This window comes from Polaromonas sp. P1_F4 (assembly GCF_056405675.1).
Window position 1 is genome coordinate 84948 of sequence record NZ_JBFUBP010000010.1, and the last position, 18707, is coordinate 103654.

Consider the following 18707-nt stretch of genomic DNA (forward strand, 5'->3'; position numbering starts at 1 on the left):
GGGAAAAGGCAGGAACCAGCATGCGCGCCGCCCTCTGGCTTTTGGCCCTGTTTGGCGTGGCTGTTGCCGTGGCCCTGTTTACGGGCAACAACCAGGCCGTGGTCACCATCTTCTGGCCGCCGCACCGTGTCGATATTTCCTTCAACCTGATGGTGATGCTGCTGGCAGCGCTTTTCCTGGTGTTGTATCTGGCCTTGCGCGCGCTGTCGGCGGTGTTTTCGCTGCCGGCGGAAGCCAGGCGCTGGCGTGCCCAGCAAAAAGAGCGTGCCATGTACGGCGCTCTCATGGACTCTCTGGCGCATCTGCTGGCGGGGCGCTACATCCGTTCGACCAAGTCGGCACAAAATGCGCTTGCGCAGGCAAAGAGCCTGAACCTGCTGACCGACGAATCCGGCCATGTGACAGGCCACAGCACCAGCCGCGGCAGACAGTTGCGTTCGCTGGCCCATCTTCTGGTGGCCGAAGCCGCGCAGGCGCTCCAAAACAAGAGCTTGCGCGACCAGCACCTGCAATTGGCGTTGAAGAGTTCACGCCATGCGCAGGAAGTGCGCGAGGGCGTGCAGTTCCGTGCGGCTCGCTGGGCGCTGGACGATCGTGACGCGGGTGCGGCACTGGATTGGCTGGGCCAGCTTCCGCAGGGGGCATCGCGCCGCACGCTGGCCCTGCGCATGAAGCTGCGCGCCTCGCGGCATGCGCGGCACACGGCGCAAGCGCTGGAAACCGCGCGCCTGCTGGCCAAGCACCGCGCTTTTTCGCAGGCGGCGGCGCAAAGCATTGTGCGCGGTCTGGCCCTGGAGCTGCTGAACGATGCGCACGACCCCGCGCAGCTGCAGCAGGCCTGGTTCTCGCTGGATGACACCGAACGCGCCATGCCCGAGCTGGTGGTGCATGCGGCGTCGCGCCTGATGGCGCTGCACGGTGACCCGGAACTGGCCCGCAGCTGGCTCCTGCAGGTCTGGGACCGCATGATGCAGCCGCGCTCGGAGATCGGCGACAACCTGCGCATCAAGCTGATCGGTGTCCTCGAAGCCGGCCTGGATTCGCTGGACGCGGCCTGGCTGGCCCGCATTGAAAACGCACAGCTCAGCCGTCCACGCGATGCCAACCTGCAGTACTTGGCGGGCATGGCTTGCCTGAGCCGCCAGCTCTGGGGCAAGTCCCGCCAGTTGCTGACGCAGGCGGCGCCGGCGCTTCAGGATGTAACGCTTCACCGCAATGCCTGGCGCGCCCTGGCGCTGCTGGCTGAGCAGCGTGAGGACGAGGCGGGCGCTGCGCAAGCCTACAAGCGCGCCGCGCAGATATAAGACAGGCTCTGAGCGCGCGCCTCGCTCCTGGCGGGCATGCCGCCCGCCGTGGCAGGTTTAGGGCTTGACCATCTGGGCCGCTTTGGCCCGCTGCACATAACCCTGGTAAGCCGGCAAAGCGATGGCGGCGATGATGCCGATGACCATGATGATGGGAAACATCAGGGCGCCGATTTTGACCAGCGTGGTGTTGGGAGGCGGAGGGGCGCCAAAGCGGTTGCTGCCCTGGGTTCCCGAATTGAAAATCCAGACCAATCCCACCAGGGGGATGAAGGCCAGGATCGCCGTCCAGCCGCTCCATCCCATGTCGTGGCTGCGCTGGATAGTCAGCAGGATGAGAAAAAGAAAATAGGGAATCATGACCACGAAACCAACAATGCCCGCTGCGGCGCCGGCGCCGGCAGCGCCTGCCAGCATGCTGAGTCCGAAGACGCCTACCAGCAAAAGCAGGTAGCCCACAAAGGTGCGGGCCAGATACCGCATGCGTCCGACGCGACCCCTGGCAGAGAACCACTTGACGGGTTGTGTATCTCCCTCACGGTCATAGACATCAGCGACAGCCGCGCGCGGTGCGGCATAAGGATTCATGGCTTCAGACATTTCTCTTTCCCTCCTGTTGTTGAAAAACGAAGAATAACCGCTGCCGGGCTGAATGCAATGCCCGCTTACAGCAGGCCGGCGCGTTTGACCGCGTGGTAGCGGTTCACCAGCGACACGGCCAGTTGCGTCGGCTCCACATCCATCGACAGCGGGTCATTGCCGACCACCCGCGCAAAGGCATCGCGCCGCGACTGCCCGAACAGGTGGGCCGCCGCGACATCCACGGCGTCCGCCGGGCTGGACAGCGCCTGGCCGGTGATACGGCCAAGCACCCGCTCGCGCAGGCTCGCCACCAGGACGAGGTGCTTGCGGCGTAACAGTTTGAGCGCGGGACGCAGCTCAGCCGAATCCTCGTCGCGGAAGTTTGTGAGCACTATCACCAGTGCACGGCGACGCTGTACACGCAGCAGTTCCTGCGCCGCCATGAGATAGTCCGAATGCGTGGCGCCGGGCTGGATGTCGTGCAGGCGATTCATGAGGGCATTCAGTGTGGCGGCGCCTTTGCGGGGCGCAAAGTCACGCCGATGCCCGGGCAAACCGCCGAAAGTCATTGCGCCGACCTCGTCGCCTTCTTTCAGTGCGACATAGCTCAGCAGCATCAGCGCGTTGAGGGCCTCGTCGAAATGGCTGCTGCCGCGCAGCTCTTGCTCCAGGCTGCTTTCATCAGCGCGCATGCGGCGGCCGCAGTCGAGCAGGAAAAACACACACTGGTCGCGGTCGTCCTGGAATTCACGCACGATGGGCCGCTGGTGGCGCAGTGTGGCCTTCCAGTCGATGTGCCGCAGGGAGTCCCCGGTTTTGTAATCAGCAAGCTGGCGGAAATCAGTGCCCAGCCCGCGCTGGACATAGGTCTTAATGCCGATCTGGGCGAGCCGCCGGTCACCGGAAAGCCACGCATAGCGGGCCAGTGCTGCAAAGTTGGGATAGACACGCAGCTTCCCGGGCTGGCCCAGCGCCTGCTGCACCTCAAAACAGCCGCCGCGGGTGTGCCAGCGCAGCTGGGTCGTGCCGAAAAGGGCGACGCCACGCTCTCTCGCGGTCACCGTGTATCGCAACTCGGCGCGCGAAGCCGGTGGTACGGTGACGGCCTGTGGCAGGCCTTCAAAGGTAAACCGCGGATCGACCTCATCGAACACCGTCACTGCCCAGGCCAGGTGACCGTCATTGACCAGCGCCAGTGTCACCACCGTTGGCACGCCCAGTGAAAAAGCGCCGGGCAGCGTGCGCTCAATGCGCAGCGGCGCTGTCCTCCACAGGCGCAGGCTGCGCCAGAGATCAAAAATGGCGCCTGCCAGCGCCGCCAGCAAGACGGCGCCGGCCAGTATCGCGACCCGGTCAACCGGCAAACCCCCGAGCAAGGCCAGTGCGGCGGCCGCCGTGATGCAAGCCAGCACCCTGACAGTCGTTTTTGCGGGGATCACCAACCAGCGCATGAGTTGCGGCCTAGAGACGGGGGGCCTGGACGCTGCCCAAGGCACTGCGCAGCAAGTCGTCAACACCCAGTCCTTCCAGCTGCGCATCGGGCGAAATCATCACCCGGTGGCGCAAGGCCGGCAGGGCCTGCCGTGCCACATCGTCGGGCGTGATGAAGTCCCGTCCGTGCATGAGCGCGCCGGCCCGCGCAGCCCGTACCAGGGCCATGGTGCCGCGCGGCCCTGCCCCCGACGAAAGGCCTGGCCAGTCGCGTGTGGCGCGGGCGATGCGGACCGCATAGTCAATGACCTGCTCGTGCGCCTGCACCAGGCTGGCCAGCCGCTGCAGTTCAAGCACCTGCGCGTCGTCCAGGCACGGCCTGACCGCATCAAGCGGCAACTGGTTGCCGGCACGCTGGCCGGTGGTCAGCTGCACGATCGCCTTTTCTTCAGCATGGCTGGGGAAGTCGATGTTGATCTTGAGCAGGAACCGGTCCAGCTGCGCCTCCGGCAGAGGGTAGGTGCCCTCGGTATCGATCGGGTTTTGTGTCGCCATCACCATGAAGGGACGGGGCAGCGGCATGGCCTTTCCTTCGAGCGTGACCTGGTATTCCTGCATCACTTCAAGCAAGGCGCTCTGGGTTTTGGCTGGTGCGCGGTTGATTTCATCCGCCAGCAGCAGGTGCGTGAAGACCGGCCCCTGGTGTACCCGCAGCGTGCCGATGCCGGCTTCGCTCCGGGTCGATGGGTCCAGCACGGAATGACCCGTGATGTCCGAAGGCATCAGGTCGGGCGTGAATTGCACGCGGGCGTAGCGCAGGCTCATGGCCTGCGCCAATGCGCGCGCCAGCAATGTCTTGCCCAGTCCCGGTACACCCTCAATCAGGACGTGGCCGGATGCGACCAGCGCCACCAGGGTCTGGTCGACGGCTTCCGATTGGCCGACCACGGCTTTGCCGACCTCCTGGCGCAGGGTTTGCAGCGACTCGGCTGCGCGGCTCAGTTCTTCGTTGGGAATGAATGACATGGTGTTTCTCGGTTCAGGATGAAGGAGGAGATGAAGCGGCAGATGAGGTGCTGGGTGAGGCGCCAGGTGAAACGGGAGACGTGAAAGCTGTTGGCGGCCGCGTGTCGGGCCCCGTGGCGTCGAGGCGCCGGCGGGCGGTTTCGATCAATTCCAGGTCGGCGGCCAGCACGCCGGGGTTGCGCGACCTGACTGCCTGGGCGCGTTCCAGCAACAGGGCGTCCAGGCCGGTGGCGCGTGCGATCTCGACTGTGCGTTGCTTCGGATCAAGCTGTGAAAACCGGCGCAATTGCCGGGTGGCCGACTCGTGCAGCGCGCGAAGCTGCGCTGTATGCAAGGCCTTCGGCCCGTGCATATGCAGAAAACGCGCCGTACCGCGCACTTGCTCCGCCATCGAGCGCCGGTGAGCGCTTGCGGACGCTGCCAACGGCCCGAAGCGCACGCTGGCGCGCCACAGTGCCAGCGCCAGTGCCAGCAAGCCGAGCAACAGGGCAACCCAGGCCTGGTGCCACAGCCAGGGCATGAAGGGCTCCCGGGCCTCTTCGGCGACAAACCAGAATTCAGTGCCGGCGCGCGCCTGCAATGCCGCGGCCGCCAGCTGCGCATTGTCGGCGCGCAGCAGGTTGCTATTGTCAAGCAGGTTCCATCCACCGAGCACGGTGACCGTGCCCTGGCCGACCTGCACGCGCACGGCCTCGGTGCCGGCCGTGCCGCGTAGGGACCACAGCGGTGCGGCCAGCCGATTCACCGGCAGGTACTGGGGGCTGAAATATGCGCCGCAGGCGCGATAGACACGGCTGTCGCCGTAGCTCGCGATGACCTCGGCGGGCTCTTCCAGCGCGCGGCAGTCCATGTCCTTGACGGGTTTGGCCAATGGGCGCGGCGGCATCGCGGGCGACTCCCACTTCAAGGGGCTTTGCTCCGTGACGGGTAGCCAGTCCTTTAGCGATTTATGGCTGGCCAGGAAGCCCGGGATGACCAGGTGCCCGCCCTGCGCCACCCAGGCACGCAGGCGCTGCGCGCGTTCGGGGAACAGGTCCCAGTTGCGCGACACCAGCACCAGCCGGGCTTGCGGCGGCGGCATGGCATCCAGGCCTTTGTGTCGCACGACCCGCGCACCCAGGGCGACCAGCAGTTTTTCGGTGGCGTAAAGCGGGTTGCTAAGTGCTTCGCCCTTGGCCGGCGTGGGCGTGTCGGCATCGACCCATTCAGTGGCCGACATCAGCCAGGCGCCGCCCGCCAGCAGCAGCACGCCCAGCAGGACCAGCACCAGCCGGTCTCTCATGCCGCCGCCTTCGCCGGCCCGGCCGGTGCGCCCAGCCGGGCGTCAAATTCGGCGCACAGCGCCAGCACGCCGGCCGTGGCCGGCAGGCGCCCGCCGTAGGCCGCCAGCTGCCAGGCGGCTACCAGCCGCGAAAAAAACTCCAGCGACATGGGCGCCAGCCGGCCCTCGCTGAGCGTCACGCATTCGCCTTCGGTGCTGGCGTTGCGGATGGGCACCGCATGCAGGTGCACCAAGCGCGAGAGCGCGCCGCGGTAAAGCAGTGACAGCGCGGGCCGCCGCTGGCCGCGCTGCCAGAGCGAGGCGACCTCGGAGCCCACGTCGTCGGGCAGGCTTTCAGGCCGTATGTCCAGGCTGCCGATATGGCTGGGCAGGGGCGCCATCCGGTGCCGACCGCCGCCGGCCCGCACCTTCACCCAGCGCCGTATGCCGACCACCAGCCAGGCCAGGGCCAGCGCGCCCAGCGCCCACACCAGCAGGCGCGCGCCCTCGGACACCTTGGCCACCAAATCCTTGAGCCAGTTGAGGCTGTCGCGATCCTTCTTTTTGTCTTCCGGCTTTTTGTCCTGGCTCTTGAAGCGCAGGGATTTTTCGCTCTTGCTGCCGGGCAAGTTGGGATCGGCACGAACCCGGTCGGCGGCCGATTGCACCTGCTGGCGCGAGGGCGGCTCGGCTGGCGCCGCAGCCGGGTTGGCCCACGATGGCATACCCGCCATCACGACGCAGGCCGCGGCCCATCGCCATGAAAAGCACCTTGCGGCGGCGTGGCGAGAAGCCATCATGGCCGGCCTTTAGCCGCTGCGGAGGTGAAAGCACGGCGGAATTCCTGTTCGATGTCCCAGGCCTCGAGCTCGACGCGCCGGTTCAGGTACATCGCAAATCCGGCGGCCACAAAAAAGGGCTCGATCAAACCGACGACGAAAGCGTACACCGCGGCAAAAAGCAGGCTTTGCGCTGAAGCCTCCGAGTCGAGCAGCCAACGCCAGACGTCTCCGAAGCTGCCTTCAGGAGCGAACCACAGCAGCGCCGACAGGATCGAGAGTTCGAGCGCGATCTCGACATTGGCAAAAATCATCTGCATGCCGGCGCCCGCACCACGGCGCCCGCGCAGCAATTGGTCGCGCCGCTTGCGCCTGGCGCCGCCGCGTTGGCCTTCGAGCTGATCGACGGCCTGCGTGAATGAACGCCAGGGGGACAGGCGCCGCCACAGCAGTGTCCGGAGCAACTGGCCGCCCCAAACCATCCCACGGCGCTGCCAGAGGTCGTTCCACCGCGTGGGCTGGCCGAACACCGCGCGTGACAGGATGAACAACAAGGTACGGTCAAACCAGGGCTTGAGCCAGAAAATCAACAGCCCGGGGAGCCAGCCGGCAAACTCCGCCGTGCACAGAACCAGCGCGATGACGACCACATACATGGGCAGGAAAGTGCGCCAGATGGAATCGGCATGGCGACGCACCAGTGCGACGCCCAGATCGGCGGCTTCGGCCATGGGCCGCGGCCGCAGTGCGACGGCGAGTGCATCAACCTGCATGGTGTTTTCCGGGGTCCGCGGGGACGGCGCGCGGCCTTCCCTGCCACCCGAGGTAAGCCAGCACCAGCGCCCAGCAGGCTGCGCCCGCACCATATTTCACAGCGGGCGTGACCCATCGCGCCGAAGACCAGAAGGCCTCGACGGCGGCAGCGATCAGAAGGAGGCCGATGACGCCGTAAATCACCACGATAGCGTGGCGGGCCGCCAGCCGGAGCGCCTCTAGCCGGGTATGCCGGCCCGGCGCGATCAGTGCATAGCCCAGCCTGAGTCCTGCCGCGCCCGCCAGCACGATGGCGGTCAGTTCAAAGGCGCCGTGGGTGATGACGAAGGAGCAGAAGTTCTGCCCGTGGCCGGCGGCGATCAGGTAGCCGCCGACGGCGCCTATCTGCACGCCGTTGAACAGCAACACGCCGGCGCTGCCGACCCCGCCGAAGATGCCGGCCGCGAAGCAGCGAAAACCGATGCCGATGTTGTGCATGACGTAATAGCCGAACATCTGCCAGTCGCCGCCGGCGTCGCGGTTGCGCCCGAAGGACCTTGCGCTGTCGCTGTACATGCCGTCGAACTGCTGCACTTGCGCCGCGTCCATCAAGTGCAGGATGAAGCCGGGGTCGCGGTAAGTCGCCAGGCCGGCAGCCAGCAGCGGCAGCACGAACAGCAGGAACGCCACCAGCAGGTAGGCCCGGTGTGCGCGTACGGCTTGCGGGAAGTCAACCAGCGCCAGCCGTCCAAGGCGCGCCAGGCCGTAGTCGTGCTGCCGGTAGATCAGCCGATGCGCGCCTTGCGTCAATGTTTCGAGCCTTTGCGTCAGGTGAACGGGATAGGCGCGAGCCTGCGCCAGCGCCAGGTGCTCGCAAACACGGCGGTAGAGGGTGGCCAGCCGCGCACCGTCGAACTTGCGCTGGGTTTCGGCGATACCGATCACCGTCTCGAGTTCGGTCCAGAGGGGCGCATACAGGGCTTCAAATTGCAGAGGCGTCATCGGCGCGCGTCTCCTTCACGCCGGCCCATCAGCCATTGCGCCAGCCCGAGCAGGCGTTGTGTGGCGCTGCTGCCTGGCACACCCGTGCCAAGCACGGGCTCTGCCAGCGCTGCGAGTTCGCCGAAACGTTCAGGGGTTAATCGCGTTGCACGGCCGGCCCAGGAGAGCACCGAGGCCTGTTCGGTCGCGGATAGCGGCCGTGCGGGGGCCAGCGGATCAGCCAAGGGAACATCGCCATGAAGCTTGACGGATTCGCTAAACACCACAAGGGTACCGGCGGCCAGGTCACCCAGCCGCTTGCTGTCGCTGCGCCAGAGGACGCAGAGCAGCCCGGCACCAAATAGCGCCGGCATGAAGTCGGCGGCCCGCAGGAGGTTGCGGGTCAGCGAGGCGGCGGGCGTTACCGGCAGGCCGGAATCCATCACCACACGCAAGCCCATCGCACGCTTGCCAGGGGTGGCTGCGGCGCGGGTCAACTCGAACACCACGGGATAAAACCACTCGAGGCCGAAGTAGGTCACCAACAGGATTGCCGCGCCCGCCTTGCCCATTACGCCGACCACTACGGCCACAGCGATAAACAGGCAGGACCGTATGGCCAGGTCGATCAGGTAGGCTTGCCCGCGTGCCACGATGCCGGCGGGCCGTAAGGACAATGTGATGCCCTCCGGCGTTTCGGCCGTGTACAGCGTATCGAGGCGCGCGGTTGTCACGGGCGTGGGGGCTCAGGCCTTGACGACGATGGTGTCGGCAATCTCGTCGTGCAGGCAGCGGCGGGACTTGCGAAAGATCAGCAGGCAATCGATCAGCGAATAGATCCAGATCACGACCGCTATGAGGCTGGCCGCGTAACCCACGCCATAGCGCAAAGCCAGGCGCACGTTGGAAACGGCTTCGCCCGAAGGCCTGGTAATGCGTATCTTGAGCAGGACTTTGCCAATCGTCTGCCCCCGCGTTGCGAGCAGATAGCCGTTGAGCAGCAGGAAAAGCAGGGTACTGACGACCATGCCCACGGGATCGACGGCGGACCACGCGCTACGCCCTGAGGTGTCCCAAGGGTTGTAGGGTGTCAGTACCGACACCAGCCAAAGCACCAGGCTCAGGAAAACAGTATCAAGTATGACGGCACCAAGCCGCTGGCCGCGGCCGGCCAGTTGCGGGCCTTCGGTCGTTGCGGCTACATCTTCCACATTGGCCTGCGGCGGCGCGTAGCGCGCATCGTGCTGCGGGTTGTCCATCGTCCTCTCCCTCTTGCCGGTTTTATTGGCTGATTCTAGAGCCTGTTTCACGGCATAAAAAAAGCCCGCGTCTGCGGGCCTATTGGGAGATCAGCCGTTCACGCGGCTAAAGGAGGGTGCTCACTGACCGGCTGACTGCTCGAAAGGCAGCTTCACAGCGCCCAGGTCGCGCTTGGTCTCAACCAGCACCAGTGGGCCTTCGTCGGACACCACCAGCGGTGGACGCTCGCGCGGCACGTGGACGGGTTTGACTTCGGCGGCGATAGCGGCCTTGGCTTCGGCGATCTTGGCAGCGTCAGAGTTGACCCACTGCAAGCCTGAAGACTGGGCGACCTGAACCAGGTCCTGCAGAGGCAAGTCGTAAGACTGGACCTTGGGCAGGGTGGCGGCTTGCGGCGCAGCGGCTGGAGCGGGTGCGCGAGCAGGCGCCGGCGCTGCGACCGGTGCTGGCGCAGCCACGGCGACAGGTGCCACATAGGCGGGGGCAGGCGCTGCAACAGGAGCGGCGGCAACCACATCTGCTACAAATTCAGGAGCTGCTTGCGCACGCTGTTCATGGGCTTGCGGCTGATTTGGTTCTGAAAACTCGCCTTGGGCAGCGGGTGCACCGGCTTCTGCGGGCTGCTCATTGCGCTCACCGTTTTCACCACGTTCGCGGCGGTCACGGCCATAACGGTCGCGGCTGCGGCGTTCGCGTGGCTGGCGCTGTTCGTCGCCCTGGCCGTTTTGAGCGGGTGCAATCACATTGCCGGCGTCATCCAGCACGGGGGCTGCCGCTGCGGCTTCAGGGTTGAAGCCGGCGCTGCCTTCGGCGGCAGCGTTCTGCCCTTCGGCTGCGCCTTCAGGGCGGTCGCCTCGGCGGTCGTTGCGACGGCCGTTGCGGTCGCCGCGGTCACGGCGGCCTTCACCGCGCTCACCACGCGGTTCACGGTTGCCTTGTGGGCGCTCGCCGTCTTGCGGCGCGCGTTCCTGGCGCGGCTCGCCGGCTTCACCACCCATGGCGGCTGCCATGGCGGCCTGGTTGGCCAGTGCGAGGTCCTGCTCGACGGGGTCGCGCTGGATGCGCTCGCCGCCGCGCTCGCCACGTTCACCGCGCTCGCGGCGGCCGCGGCCTTCGCGGCCGGGGTTTTCGCTGCGGGGCTGGTCGCCGGCATTTTCAGGACGGCTTTCGCCGCGGGCTTCACCGGCTGGGCGTTCCTGGCGGCCGGCTTCGTTGCGGCCTTCCGGGTTGCGTTCACGGCGCTCGCCGCCACGGCCTTCATTGCGGCCTTCGCCGCGACCTTGGGCCTGGCCTTCTGGGCGAGGTTCGCGTCCTTCGCGGTTTTCGCCTCGGCCTTCACCGCCGCGTCCTTCGCTGCGGCCACGTCCACCGCGGCGGCCGTCGCGGCCTCCGCGTTCGCCGCCACGGTCCGAACGCTCACCGCGTCCATCACCACGGCCATCGCGGCCTTCACGCCGGCCTTCGCCGCGCTCGTCTTTTTTCACTTCTTTGGCGGCAGGTGCCGGAGCTGGTGCTTCCGCGCCGCCGAACAGGCTCTTGATCCAGCCGAAGAAGCCTTTTTCTGCAGGGGCGGCCGCTGCCGGGGCAGGGCGGCGTGACTGGGGCTTGGGAGCCGCTTGCGGCGCCACTTCCGGCTTGGGCGGGGCCACAGGCGCGGGTGCGTCGGGCAAGACGCCCTTGATGATGGGCTCCTGCTTGTTGTGCTTTTCCTGGCTGCGGCGCGTGACGGTGGTCGGATCCTCGATTTCGTCGGCCATCTTGTAGCTGGCGGCGATGTTGTCCAGGCGCGGGTCGTCGTGTTTCAGGCGTTCCAGGCGGTAGTTGGGGGTCTCCAGCGTCTTGTTGGGCACCAGCAGCACGTTGATGCGCTGCTTGACTTCGATCTTGGCGATCTCGGAGCGCTTTTCATTCAGCAGGAAAGACGCCACGTCAACCGGGACCTGGCACAACACCGAGGCCGTGCTGTCCTTGAGGGACTCTTCCTGGATGATGCGCAGGATCTGCAGCGCCGAGCTTTCGGTGTCGCGGATATGGCCGGAGCCGCCGCAACGCGGGCAGGGGATGGATGCGCCTTCCGACAGGGCGGGGCGCAGGCGCTGGCGGCTCATTTCCATGAGGCCGAACTTGCTGATGGTGCCGAACTGCACGCGGGCGCGGTCTTGCCGCAGCGCGTCGCGCAGGCGGTTTTCCACGTCGCGGCGGTTGCGCGACTCTTCCATGTCGATAAAGTCGATGACGATCAGGCCGCCCAGGTCACGCAAACGCATCTGGCGCGCGACTTCATCGGCGGCTTCAAGGTTGGTGCGGGTGGCGGTTTCTTCGATGTCGCCGCCCTTGATGGCGCGGGCCGAGTTCACGTCGACCGACACCAGAGCTTCAGTGTGGTCAATGACGATGGCGCCGCCCGAAGGCAGCTGCACGGTGCGGGCATAGGCAGACTCGATCTGGTGCTCGATCTGGAAGCGGCTGAACAGAGGCGCGTCGTCGCGGTAGCGTTTGACGCGGTGCTCATGCTCCGGCATGACGTGCGCCATGAACTGGCGGGCCTGCTCGTAAACGTCGTCGGTGTCGAACAGGATGTCGCCGATGTCGCTGTTGAAGTAGTCGCGGATCGCGCGGATGACGAGGCTGGATTCCTGGTAAATCAGGTAAGCACCCTTGCCGCCCTTGCCGGCGCCATCAATGGCCGTCCAGAGCTTGAGCAGGTAGTTCAGGTCCCACTGCAGCTCAGGCGCGCTGCGGCCAATGCCGGCGGTGCGCGCAATGATGGACATCCCGTTGGGGTACTCCAGCTGATCCATGTTCTCTTTGAGTTCGGCCCGGTCTTCGCCTTCGATGCGGCGGCTGACGCCACCGCCGCGCGGGTTGTTGGGCATCAGGACCACATAGCGGCCTGCGAGCGACACGAAGGTGGTGAGGGCTGCGCCCTTGTTGCCGCGTTCTTCTTTTTCGACCTGGACCAGCAGTTCCTGGCCTTCACGGATCACATCGTTGATGCGCGCCTGGTTGACGGGCACGCCCTGGGCGAAGTATTGCTTGGAGATTTCCTTGAACGGCAGGAAGCCGTGGCGGTCTTCGCCGTAGTCGACGAAGCAGGCTTCCAGCGAAGGCTCGACGCGGGTGACGACGGCCTTGTAGATGTTGCCCTTGCGCTGTTCGCGCCCTTCAATTTCAATTTCGTAGTCGAGGAGTTTTTGTCCATCGACGATCGCCAGACGGCGTTCTTCAGCCTGTGTGGCGTTTACCAGCATCCGTTTCATGGGTAGCCTTCCTTATCGTTCTTCGTTTTGATGTCATCTCTTGAACATCAATCACATGCCCAAAATGGGCCAACGACGCCGGAGGGACGCAGTGCGAACTGGAGGAATTGCCGGAGAGCTTTTGACAGCGCGCGGCCGACCGAAGTGAATCGGTCAGCGACGTGGTCTGGGCGTAGGCGCGTGGATGGAGCGAGCAGGGGTCAAACGGGTGGGTGCTACAAAAAGAGTAGCTGCTTGCGCCCACTGTACAAGGGCTGGCGGCTGATTTATGCCAAAAGCAGGGCCCACGAATGTCGTGAGGCGCCGCAGGCACATATAAATCAGACTGACCAGTGTTGTCATCAGAGGGCTACCGTTAAGGACTTGATCTCGACTGGATCCGCATGCAGCCTGTTGTTCATGACTTGGGCTGCACACATGGTATTCCGTGGTTGTGTTCGCAAAACGTCGACTCTTCTACCGTGCAAAGACGCTCGCCGCGAGGTGCCTGGCACTCGTCGCTTGCGGGCAATTGCCGGCGTGGGCATCGACCTTCCAGCGAGGCTGCTTGTTTGCCTTTTCAGGGCCGGGGACTTGCGTGGACTAAACTCCAGACAAATCAACCACTTACAGCGCATCGCTAGTGAAACACATTATAGGGTCAGCAAAGGGCTTGGCAAGGAAACCCGGGAAAACACCGGTATGGCCGCCCGCAGCCGTGTCCGCGCCCACCCCGGCACCATCCAATCCCCAGGCGGCGGCCCCGGCTGCGCCGCAGGCCACGCTGGTGACGGTAGATGAAGACTATGCGGGCCAGCGCCTCGACAATTTCCTGATCCGCCAACTCAAGGGCGTGCCCAAAACCCATGTCTACCGCATCATCCGAAGCGGCGAAGTGAGGGTGAACAAAGGCCGGGCGCAGGCCGATACGCGGGTGGAAACCGGCGACATCGTGCGCCTGCCGCCGGTTCGCACTTCCGAGCGGGCCGGTCAAAAGGCCGAGGCCATGGCCCAGGAAATCGCCCGCCACGGTGCGAGTTCGACCACGGGTGGCTATGCGCCGTCCCGCGAATTTCCGATTCTTTTTGAAGACGACTTTGTGCTGGCTATCGACAAACCGGCCGGTGTGGCGGTGCACGGTGGCAGCGGCGTGAGCTTCGGCGTGATCGAACAGCTGCGCATGGCCAGGCCCGAGGCTGACTTTCTGGAGCTGGTGCACCGGCTGGACCGCGAAACCAGCGGCATCTTGCTGATCGCCAAGCGACGTATGGCGCTCAAACTGCTGCAGGAGCAGTTCCGTGAGCGTGAAACCGACAAGGTCTATCTGGCCCTCGTCGGAGGCGACTGGCCGGCCAATCACCGCGTGATCGACAAGGCGTTGCACAAGTATTTGTTGCCCGATGGCGAGCGGCGTGTGAAAGTGGTGCCCAACGATCACCCCGACGGCATGCGCTCGGTGACGCTGGTCAAGGTCAAGTCGGCTTTTCCCGCCAGTCTGCTGGCGCCCGCAACGCCCTTTACCTTGCTCGAAGTCACGATCAAGACCGGCCGCACCCACCAGATCCGCGTGCACCTGTCCAATGAAGGTCATCCGATTGCCGGCGACGACAAGTATGGCGACTTTGAACTGAACCGGGCGCTGCAGAGGTCCGCCCCGGGCACGGTATCGCTCAAACGCATGTTTCTGCACGCCTGGAGCCTGAAATTTAACCACCCCAAACTGCGCAAGGTCGTGCACCTGCAGGCGCCTTTGCCGCCTGAACTGCAACAGTTTTTACCGGCGCAGGTTTTTACATGATTCGCGGGGGCCCTGAAGCGCTTGGCTCAAACAGCGCAGCCAAGCCGATACGGGGAAAGTTCAGCGGCCTGGCCGGAACAGTGCTGATGTTTGTTTTTGCCGGTCCTGCCCTGTACGGTGTGGCGTATTACCTGGTGGCAGGTGAGCTGGGGCGCGGCGAATTCCGGTGGAGCGAAGTGCCCTCGGTCATCTTTTGGCCGCTTTTGACGGAGTTCATGTTCTGGGTGTCGTGGGGGCGTGTTGAAACGATGCTTCTGTTTCCGCTCCCCACCCTTTTGGCGGCCGCGGTTTTTTGGCTGTTGAACAGGCGGGTGGTGCCTTCCTTGAACGCCGTGTCTGCATTTCGTTTTGTTGTTTCCAGATCGGCAATCTGCCTGGTGGTTTGTGTGTGCGCTTTTGTGGCCCTGAATCCGGGGACAGTGACACAAGGATGGGATGCGCTGTATTTTTACAACCCCCACAACCGGCATCCGTTCGACGACTCAGGGTGGGGGTTTCTTGAAAACTATGGACCGCTGTTCCATTTGACGGTGCTCGGCCTGGCAAGCGTCTTCTTGGGCGCAATTCACGGGTTCTCGTCGTGGTGGCTCCGTAAAAACCGGAACAATTGACGCCTGCATTTCAACGTTTGTCCATGTGCGCGCATAGGCCGGCGTTCCCTAAGACAATATATCCCCATGCAAACCCGAAATTTCGACCTGATCGCTTTCGATTGGGATGGCACGCTGTTTGATTCGACCAAAATCATCGTGCGCTGTATCCAGGCCGCAGTGCGTGATGTGGGCGGCACGGTCCCCACCGACAAGGAAGCCGGCTACGTCATCGGCCTGGGCCTCATGCAGGCGCTGGCTCACGCAGCGCCTGATGTGCCGCCTGAAAAGTATCCCCAACTGGGCGAGCGCTACCGCCATCACTATGCTGCGCATTACGACGACCTGAGCCTGTTTGAGGGCGTGCTTCCCCTGCTCGACGCTTTGAAAGCGCGCGGTCACCTGCTCGCGGTGGCCACCGGCAAGTCGCGCCGCGGCCTTGACGAAGTACTGCGCACCGTGGAGCTCAAAGGCGTGTTCGACGGATCCCGCACGGCTGACGAGACGGCAGGCAAGCCCGATCCGCGCATGCTGCATGAGCTCATGGCGGAGTTCGGTATTCCCGCGGGGCGCGTGCTGATGGTGGGCGACACCACCCATGACCTCCAGATGGCGGTCAATGCTGCTTGTGCCAGTGTGGGGGTGAGTTATGGCGCGCATGAGCCGGACACATTTACCGCGCTGTCGCCGCGCCATGTCGCGCATTCGGTGCAGGAACTGCACGACTGGCTGCTGGCCAACGGGTAGCCTTTCGATGACGTCCACGGACCCCCGGCAAGCTTTGTGCAATAGCCGCGACCTGCTTGAAGGCGGGTTGGCAGTGCCGTTCGATGTCATTTATGCCGGGCAGACCTGCCGCGCCTTTGCGGTCCGTTACGAGGGAATGGTCCACGCGTATCTCAATCGCTGCACCCATGTCGCGATGGAGCTGGACTGGCAGCCCAACCGGGTGTTTGATGCCGGGGGGCAGTGGCTGTTATGCGCCAGCCACGGCGCCGCCTACCGTCCTGATACCGGCCAATGTGCCGGTGGGCCTTGCCAGGGAGGCCTGGTGAAAATCGAGCTTTCAGAAATCGAAGGGGTTGTTTATTGGCATTCTGCTTACAACCTTAAACCGCTACAGTTCTAATACCTCTCTAAACTATCGCCCATGAACGACCCCCATCGCCCCGACCCTCCCATGGACTCTGATTCGCTGCGCGAATCGGATTTCCGGCCCAACCAGCCGGAATCCGTCCCGCCTTATCCCCAGGCCAGAAAATCCGCCGTTGACCCTTCCGCCACCCCCGGCTGGGAGCGCGCGACGCTTGAGAAACTGGCTTTTGCTGCGCTCAACGAACAAAAGGCGACGCGGCGCTGGAAAACCTTTGTGCGCCTGTCCTGGCTGGCGTTTTTCATCGCCCTGGTATGGATGGCACTGCACCGCGGCACGCCTGCCAGCGATGCGACTGTTCCGCACACGGCCGTGGTGGAAATCAAGGGTGAAATCGCCGCGGGCGCCGACGCCAGCGCCGAGTTTGTCAACGCGGCGCTGCGTGCCGCCTTTGAAGACGAAGGCGCCAAGGCGGTCGTGTTGCTGATCAATTCGCCCGGCGGCAGCCCGGTGCAGGCCGGCATGATGAATGACGAAATCCTGCGCCTGAAGGCCAAGCACAAGAAGCCGGTTTACGCTGTGGTCGAAGAAACCTGCGCTTCCGCCGCTTATTACATCGCCGTCTCGGCCGACAAGATTTACGTCGACAAGGCCAGTATTGTGGGCAGCATCGGTGTACTGATGGACGGCTTTGGCTTCACAGGCTTGATGGACAAACTGGGCGTGGAGCGCCGCTTGCTGACGGCCGGCGAAAACAAGGGCTTCCTTGATCCGTTCAGTCCGCAAAGCGAAAAACAAAAGGTCTTTGCACAGGCCATGCTTGACCAGATCCACCAGCAGTTCATCGCGGTGGTCAAAGCCGGCCGTGGTAAACGCCTGAAGGAAACGCCCGAAATGTTCAGCGGCCTGTTCTGGAGCGGCCAGCAGGCGGTGGAACTGGGGCTGGCCGATCAGCTAGGCAACCTGGAGTATGTGGCCCGAGAAGTGGTCAAGACAGACGAGATTATTGACTACACCCGCCGCGACAATGTAGCCGAACGGCTGGCCAAGAAGTTTGGCGCGGCGATGGGCGAGGGTGCCATGAAGGCCTTCAAGGCGATCCCGGCGCTTCGCTAGGGCGACTTGAGAAAGCGTGGTCATTGTCAAAAAGCCCGCTTCGCGCGGGCTTTTTTGTTCGTGTCTGGCGCTTTAGCGGCCGATACAGAAAACGGTTGGCAATTCCAGTGGTGCCTGGAGTTTGTCGCGTTTCCAGCCGCTGACCTGCGCGCTGCGGGACCAGCCTTTGGTCATTGTCAGGCCGCAGCTCAGCGCCAGCCGGGTGTTGCCCTGCAGCGTTTGCAGCAGTGACTGGAACAAGGCCGCATTGCGATAGGGTGTTTCGATGAAGAGCTGGGTCTGGCCGGATTTGAGCGCCAGGGATTCCAGTTCGCGGATGCGTTGGACGCGCTCGGCCGGTGCCTGCGGCAAGTAGCCCGTAAACGCAAAATTCTGGCCGTTCAGACCACTCGCTGCCAGCGCCAGCATCAGCGACATCGGGCCCGTCAGCGGTACAACCTCCAGCCCCAGGTCATGGGCGGCGCGTACCACGGAGGATCCGGGGTCGGCAATGGCAGGCATGCCGGCTTCGCTGACCAGTCCCATGTCGCGGCCTTCCACGGCTGCCATCAACAGGGGGCGTGCGTCGAAGTTGCCGGTGTGGTCGCCTTTTTTGTGAACCTCCCGTGGCAGCTCCTGGATTTGCTGCGACTGCAGCGGCGTGCTGAGCGGCTGCAGCGCGTCGATACGCTTGAGGTAAGCGCGCGTGCTTTTGGCGTTTTCGCAGATCCAGCAGGAGAGCCTGGCGGCGATTTGCACGGTGCCCAGCGGCATGACATCCTGCAGAGGGGCAAGGTCGTCGCAGCCGAAGTCAAGCGGCGCAGGCACCAGGTAAAGTTTCCCTTTTGTCGCGCCGCTCATGGCTGGCTCCCACGGGCTGAAAGCAGCTTGACGCCTGCGGCTTCGATGAGCCTGCAGGTGCGGATCAGCGGCAAGCCGATCAGCGCAGTCGGGTCGTCGTTGTCGATCGATTCAAGCAGCGCGATGCCGAGGCCTTCGCTTTTGGCGCTGCCCGCGCAATCGTACGGTTGCTCGGTGCGCAGGTAGTTTTCAATTTCGTCATCTGTCAGCGTGCGGAATTTCACCCTCACTGCGGCCAGGCTTTGCGCTTCATAACCGCTGTCCAGGCACACGACGGCCACAGCCGTCTGAAAAATGACGGTTTGCCCTCGCATCCGGCGCAGCTGGATGACGGCGTTTTCGTGGGTGCCCGGCTTGCCGAGCGGCTGGCCGTCGAGGTCTGCAACCTGGTCGGAACCGATAACAACCGCGCCGGGAAATGCCTCGGCGACAGCTCGGGCCTTGGCCAGAGCCAGCCGCTGGGCCAGTGGGCCGGGCAGTTCACCGGCATGGGGCGTTTCGTCCACGTCGGGCGCGACCACCTCAAACGGAATATGCAACCGCTGCAGCAATTCCCGGCGATAGCGGGAGGTCGAGCCCAAAATCAGGGGGCGGTTTTGCCCGGTGTGTCTGGCGATTGCGGCGAGGTCGGGGACAGGATTCATGCCTTGATTC

At 64.4% G+C, this 18707-nt stretch carries 18 protein-coding genes; 6 read left to right on the forward strand and 12 right to left on the reverse strand.

Going from position 1 to position 18707, the window contains the following annotated elements; all coding sequences use genetic code 11:
- The first annotated feature begins 20 nt into the window (after positions 1–20).
- Positions 21–1304 carry a heme biosynthesis HemY N-terminal domain-containing protein gene (locus AC1DYQ_RS18660; protein WP_477688037.1) on the forward strand — a complete coding sequence of 428 codons (1284 nt, stop codon included), beginning with the start codon at positions 21–23 and terminating at the stop codon, positions 1302–1304.
- A 57-nt stretch (positions 1305–1361) separates the two neighbouring features.
- Here the strand turns inward: AC1DYQ_RS18660 and AC1DYQ_RS18665 are convergent, their stop codons facing one another.
- The 10 genes from AC1DYQ_RS18665 to AC1DYQ_RS18710 all read right to left on the reverse strand — a co-directional run bounded on the left by AC1DYQ_RS18665 (position 1362) and on the right by AC1DYQ_RS18710 (position 12637).
- The gene (locus tag AC1DYQ_RS18665) at positions 1362–1904 is read right to left on the reverse strand and encodes a DUF805 domain-containing protein (RefSeq protein ID WP_477688038.1); all 543 of its coding nucleotides are present in this window, start codon (positions 1902–1904) and stop codon (positions 1362–1364) included.
- A 65-nt stretch (positions 1905–1969) separates the two neighbouring features.
- Entirely contained in the window at positions 1970–3337 is a 1368-nt protein-coding gene (locus AC1DYQ_RS18670; RefSeq protein WP_477688039.1) for a DUF58 domain-containing protein, read from the reverse strand.
- A gap of 10 nt (positions 3338–3347) precedes the next feature.
- Positions 3348–4343 (reverse strand): AAA family ATPase, encoded by a 996-nt coding sequence (locus AC1DYQ_RS18675; protein ID WP_457279406.1) that lies wholly within the window; start codon positions 4341–4343, stop codon positions 3348–3350.
- Between the two features lie 13 nt (positions 4344–4356).
- Entirely contained in the window at positions 4357–5625 is a 1269-nt protein-coding gene (locus AC1DYQ_RS18680; RefSeq protein ID WP_477688040.1) for a DUF4350 domain-containing protein, read from the reverse strand.
- Positions 5622–6404, reverse strand: coding sequence for a DUF4129 domain-containing protein (locus AC1DYQ_RS18685; protein ID WP_477688041.1), 783 nt, complete (start codon positions 6402–6404; stop codon positions 5622–5624). The genes AC1DYQ_RS18680 and AC1DYQ_RS18685 overlap by 4 nt, the downstream gene beginning before the upstream one ends.
- Complete coding sequence (locus tag AC1DYQ_RS18690; protein WP_477688042.1) at positions 6401–7156, reverse strand: hypothetical protein; 756 nt, start codon at positions 7154–7156, stop codon at positions 6401–6403. The genes AC1DYQ_RS18685 and AC1DYQ_RS18690 overlap by 4 nt, the downstream gene beginning before the upstream one ends.
- Complete coding sequence (locus AC1DYQ_RS18695) at positions 7146–8138, reverse strand: stage II sporulation protein M (protein ID WP_477671302.1); 993 nt, start codon at positions 8136–8138, stop codon at positions 7146–7148. Before AC1DYQ_RS18695 ends, AC1DYQ_RS18690 begins: the two co-directional genes overlap by 11 nt.
- Entirely contained in the window at positions 8135–8851 is a 717-nt protein-coding gene (locus tag AC1DYQ_RS18700) for an RDD family protein (protein ID WP_477666230.1), read from the reverse strand. The genes AC1DYQ_RS18695 and AC1DYQ_RS18700 overlap by 4 nt, the downstream gene beginning before the upstream one ends.
- A gap of 12 nt (positions 8852–8863) precedes the next feature.
- Entirely contained in the window at positions 8864–9376 is a 513-nt protein-coding gene (locus tag AC1DYQ_RS18705) for an RDD family protein (RefSeq protein ID WP_477688043.1), read from the reverse strand.
- Positions 9377–9496: 120 nt separating this feature from the next.
- Entirely contained in the window at positions 9497–12637 is a 3141-nt protein-coding gene (locus tag AC1DYQ_RS18710) for an Rne/Rng family ribonuclease (RefSeq protein ID WP_477688044.1), read from the reverse strand.
- Positions 12638–13259: 622 nt separating this feature from the next.
- Between AC1DYQ_RS18710 and AC1DYQ_RS18715 the strand changes: the two genes are divergently transcribed.
- From AC1DYQ_RS18715 to AC1DYQ_RS18735, 5 genes are all read left to right on the forward strand, one after another.
- On the forward strand, positions 13260–14414 hold the full coding sequence (locus AC1DYQ_RS18715; RefSeq protein ID WP_477688045.1) for an RluA family pseudouridine synthase: 1155 nt from the start codon (positions 13260–13262) through the stop codon (positions 14412–14414).
- A complete protein-coding gene (locus AC1DYQ_RS18720) occupies positions 14411–15025 on the forward strand; it encodes a hypothetical protein (RefSeq protein ID WP_477688046.1) in 615 nt (204 codons plus the stop codon). The genes AC1DYQ_RS18715 and AC1DYQ_RS18720 overlap by 4 nt, the downstream gene beginning before the upstream one ends.
- Before the next feature lie 66 nt (positions 15026–15091).
- On the forward strand, positions 15092–15751 hold the full coding sequence (locus AC1DYQ_RS18725; protein WP_457279396.1) for an HAD family hydrolase: 660 nt from the start codon (positions 15092–15094) through the stop codon (positions 15749–15751).
- 7 nt (positions 15752–15758) lie between these two features.
- On the forward strand, positions 15759–16133 hold the full coding sequence (locus tag AC1DYQ_RS18730; RefSeq protein ID WP_477688047.1) for a Rieske (2Fe-2S) protein: 375 nt from the start codon (positions 15759–15761) through the stop codon (positions 16131–16133).
- Positions 16134–16154: 21 nt separating this feature from the next.
- The gene (locus AC1DYQ_RS18735; RefSeq protein WP_477688048.1) at positions 16155–17213 is read left to right on the forward strand and encodes a S49 family peptidase; all 1059 of its coding nucleotides are present in this window, start codon (positions 16155–16157) and stop codon (positions 17211–17213) included.
- A 72-nt stretch (positions 17214–17285) separates the two neighbouring features.
- Here AC1DYQ_RS18735 and AC1DYQ_RS18740 read toward each other — a convergent pair whose 3' ends face one another.
- The gene (locus tag AC1DYQ_RS18740) at positions 17286–18053 is read right to left on the reverse strand and encodes an SAM-dependent methyltransferase (protein WP_477688049.1); all 768 of its coding nucleotides are present in this window, start codon (positions 18051–18053) and stop codon (positions 17286–17288) included.
- On the reverse strand, positions 18050–18697 hold the full coding sequence (locus tag AC1DYQ_RS18745; RefSeq protein WP_477688050.1) for a Maf family protein: 648 nt from the start codon (positions 18695–18697) through the stop codon (positions 18050–18052). Before AC1DYQ_RS18745 ends, AC1DYQ_RS18740 begins: the two co-directional genes overlap by 4 nt.
- Positions 18698–18707 lie beyond the last annotated feature (10 nt).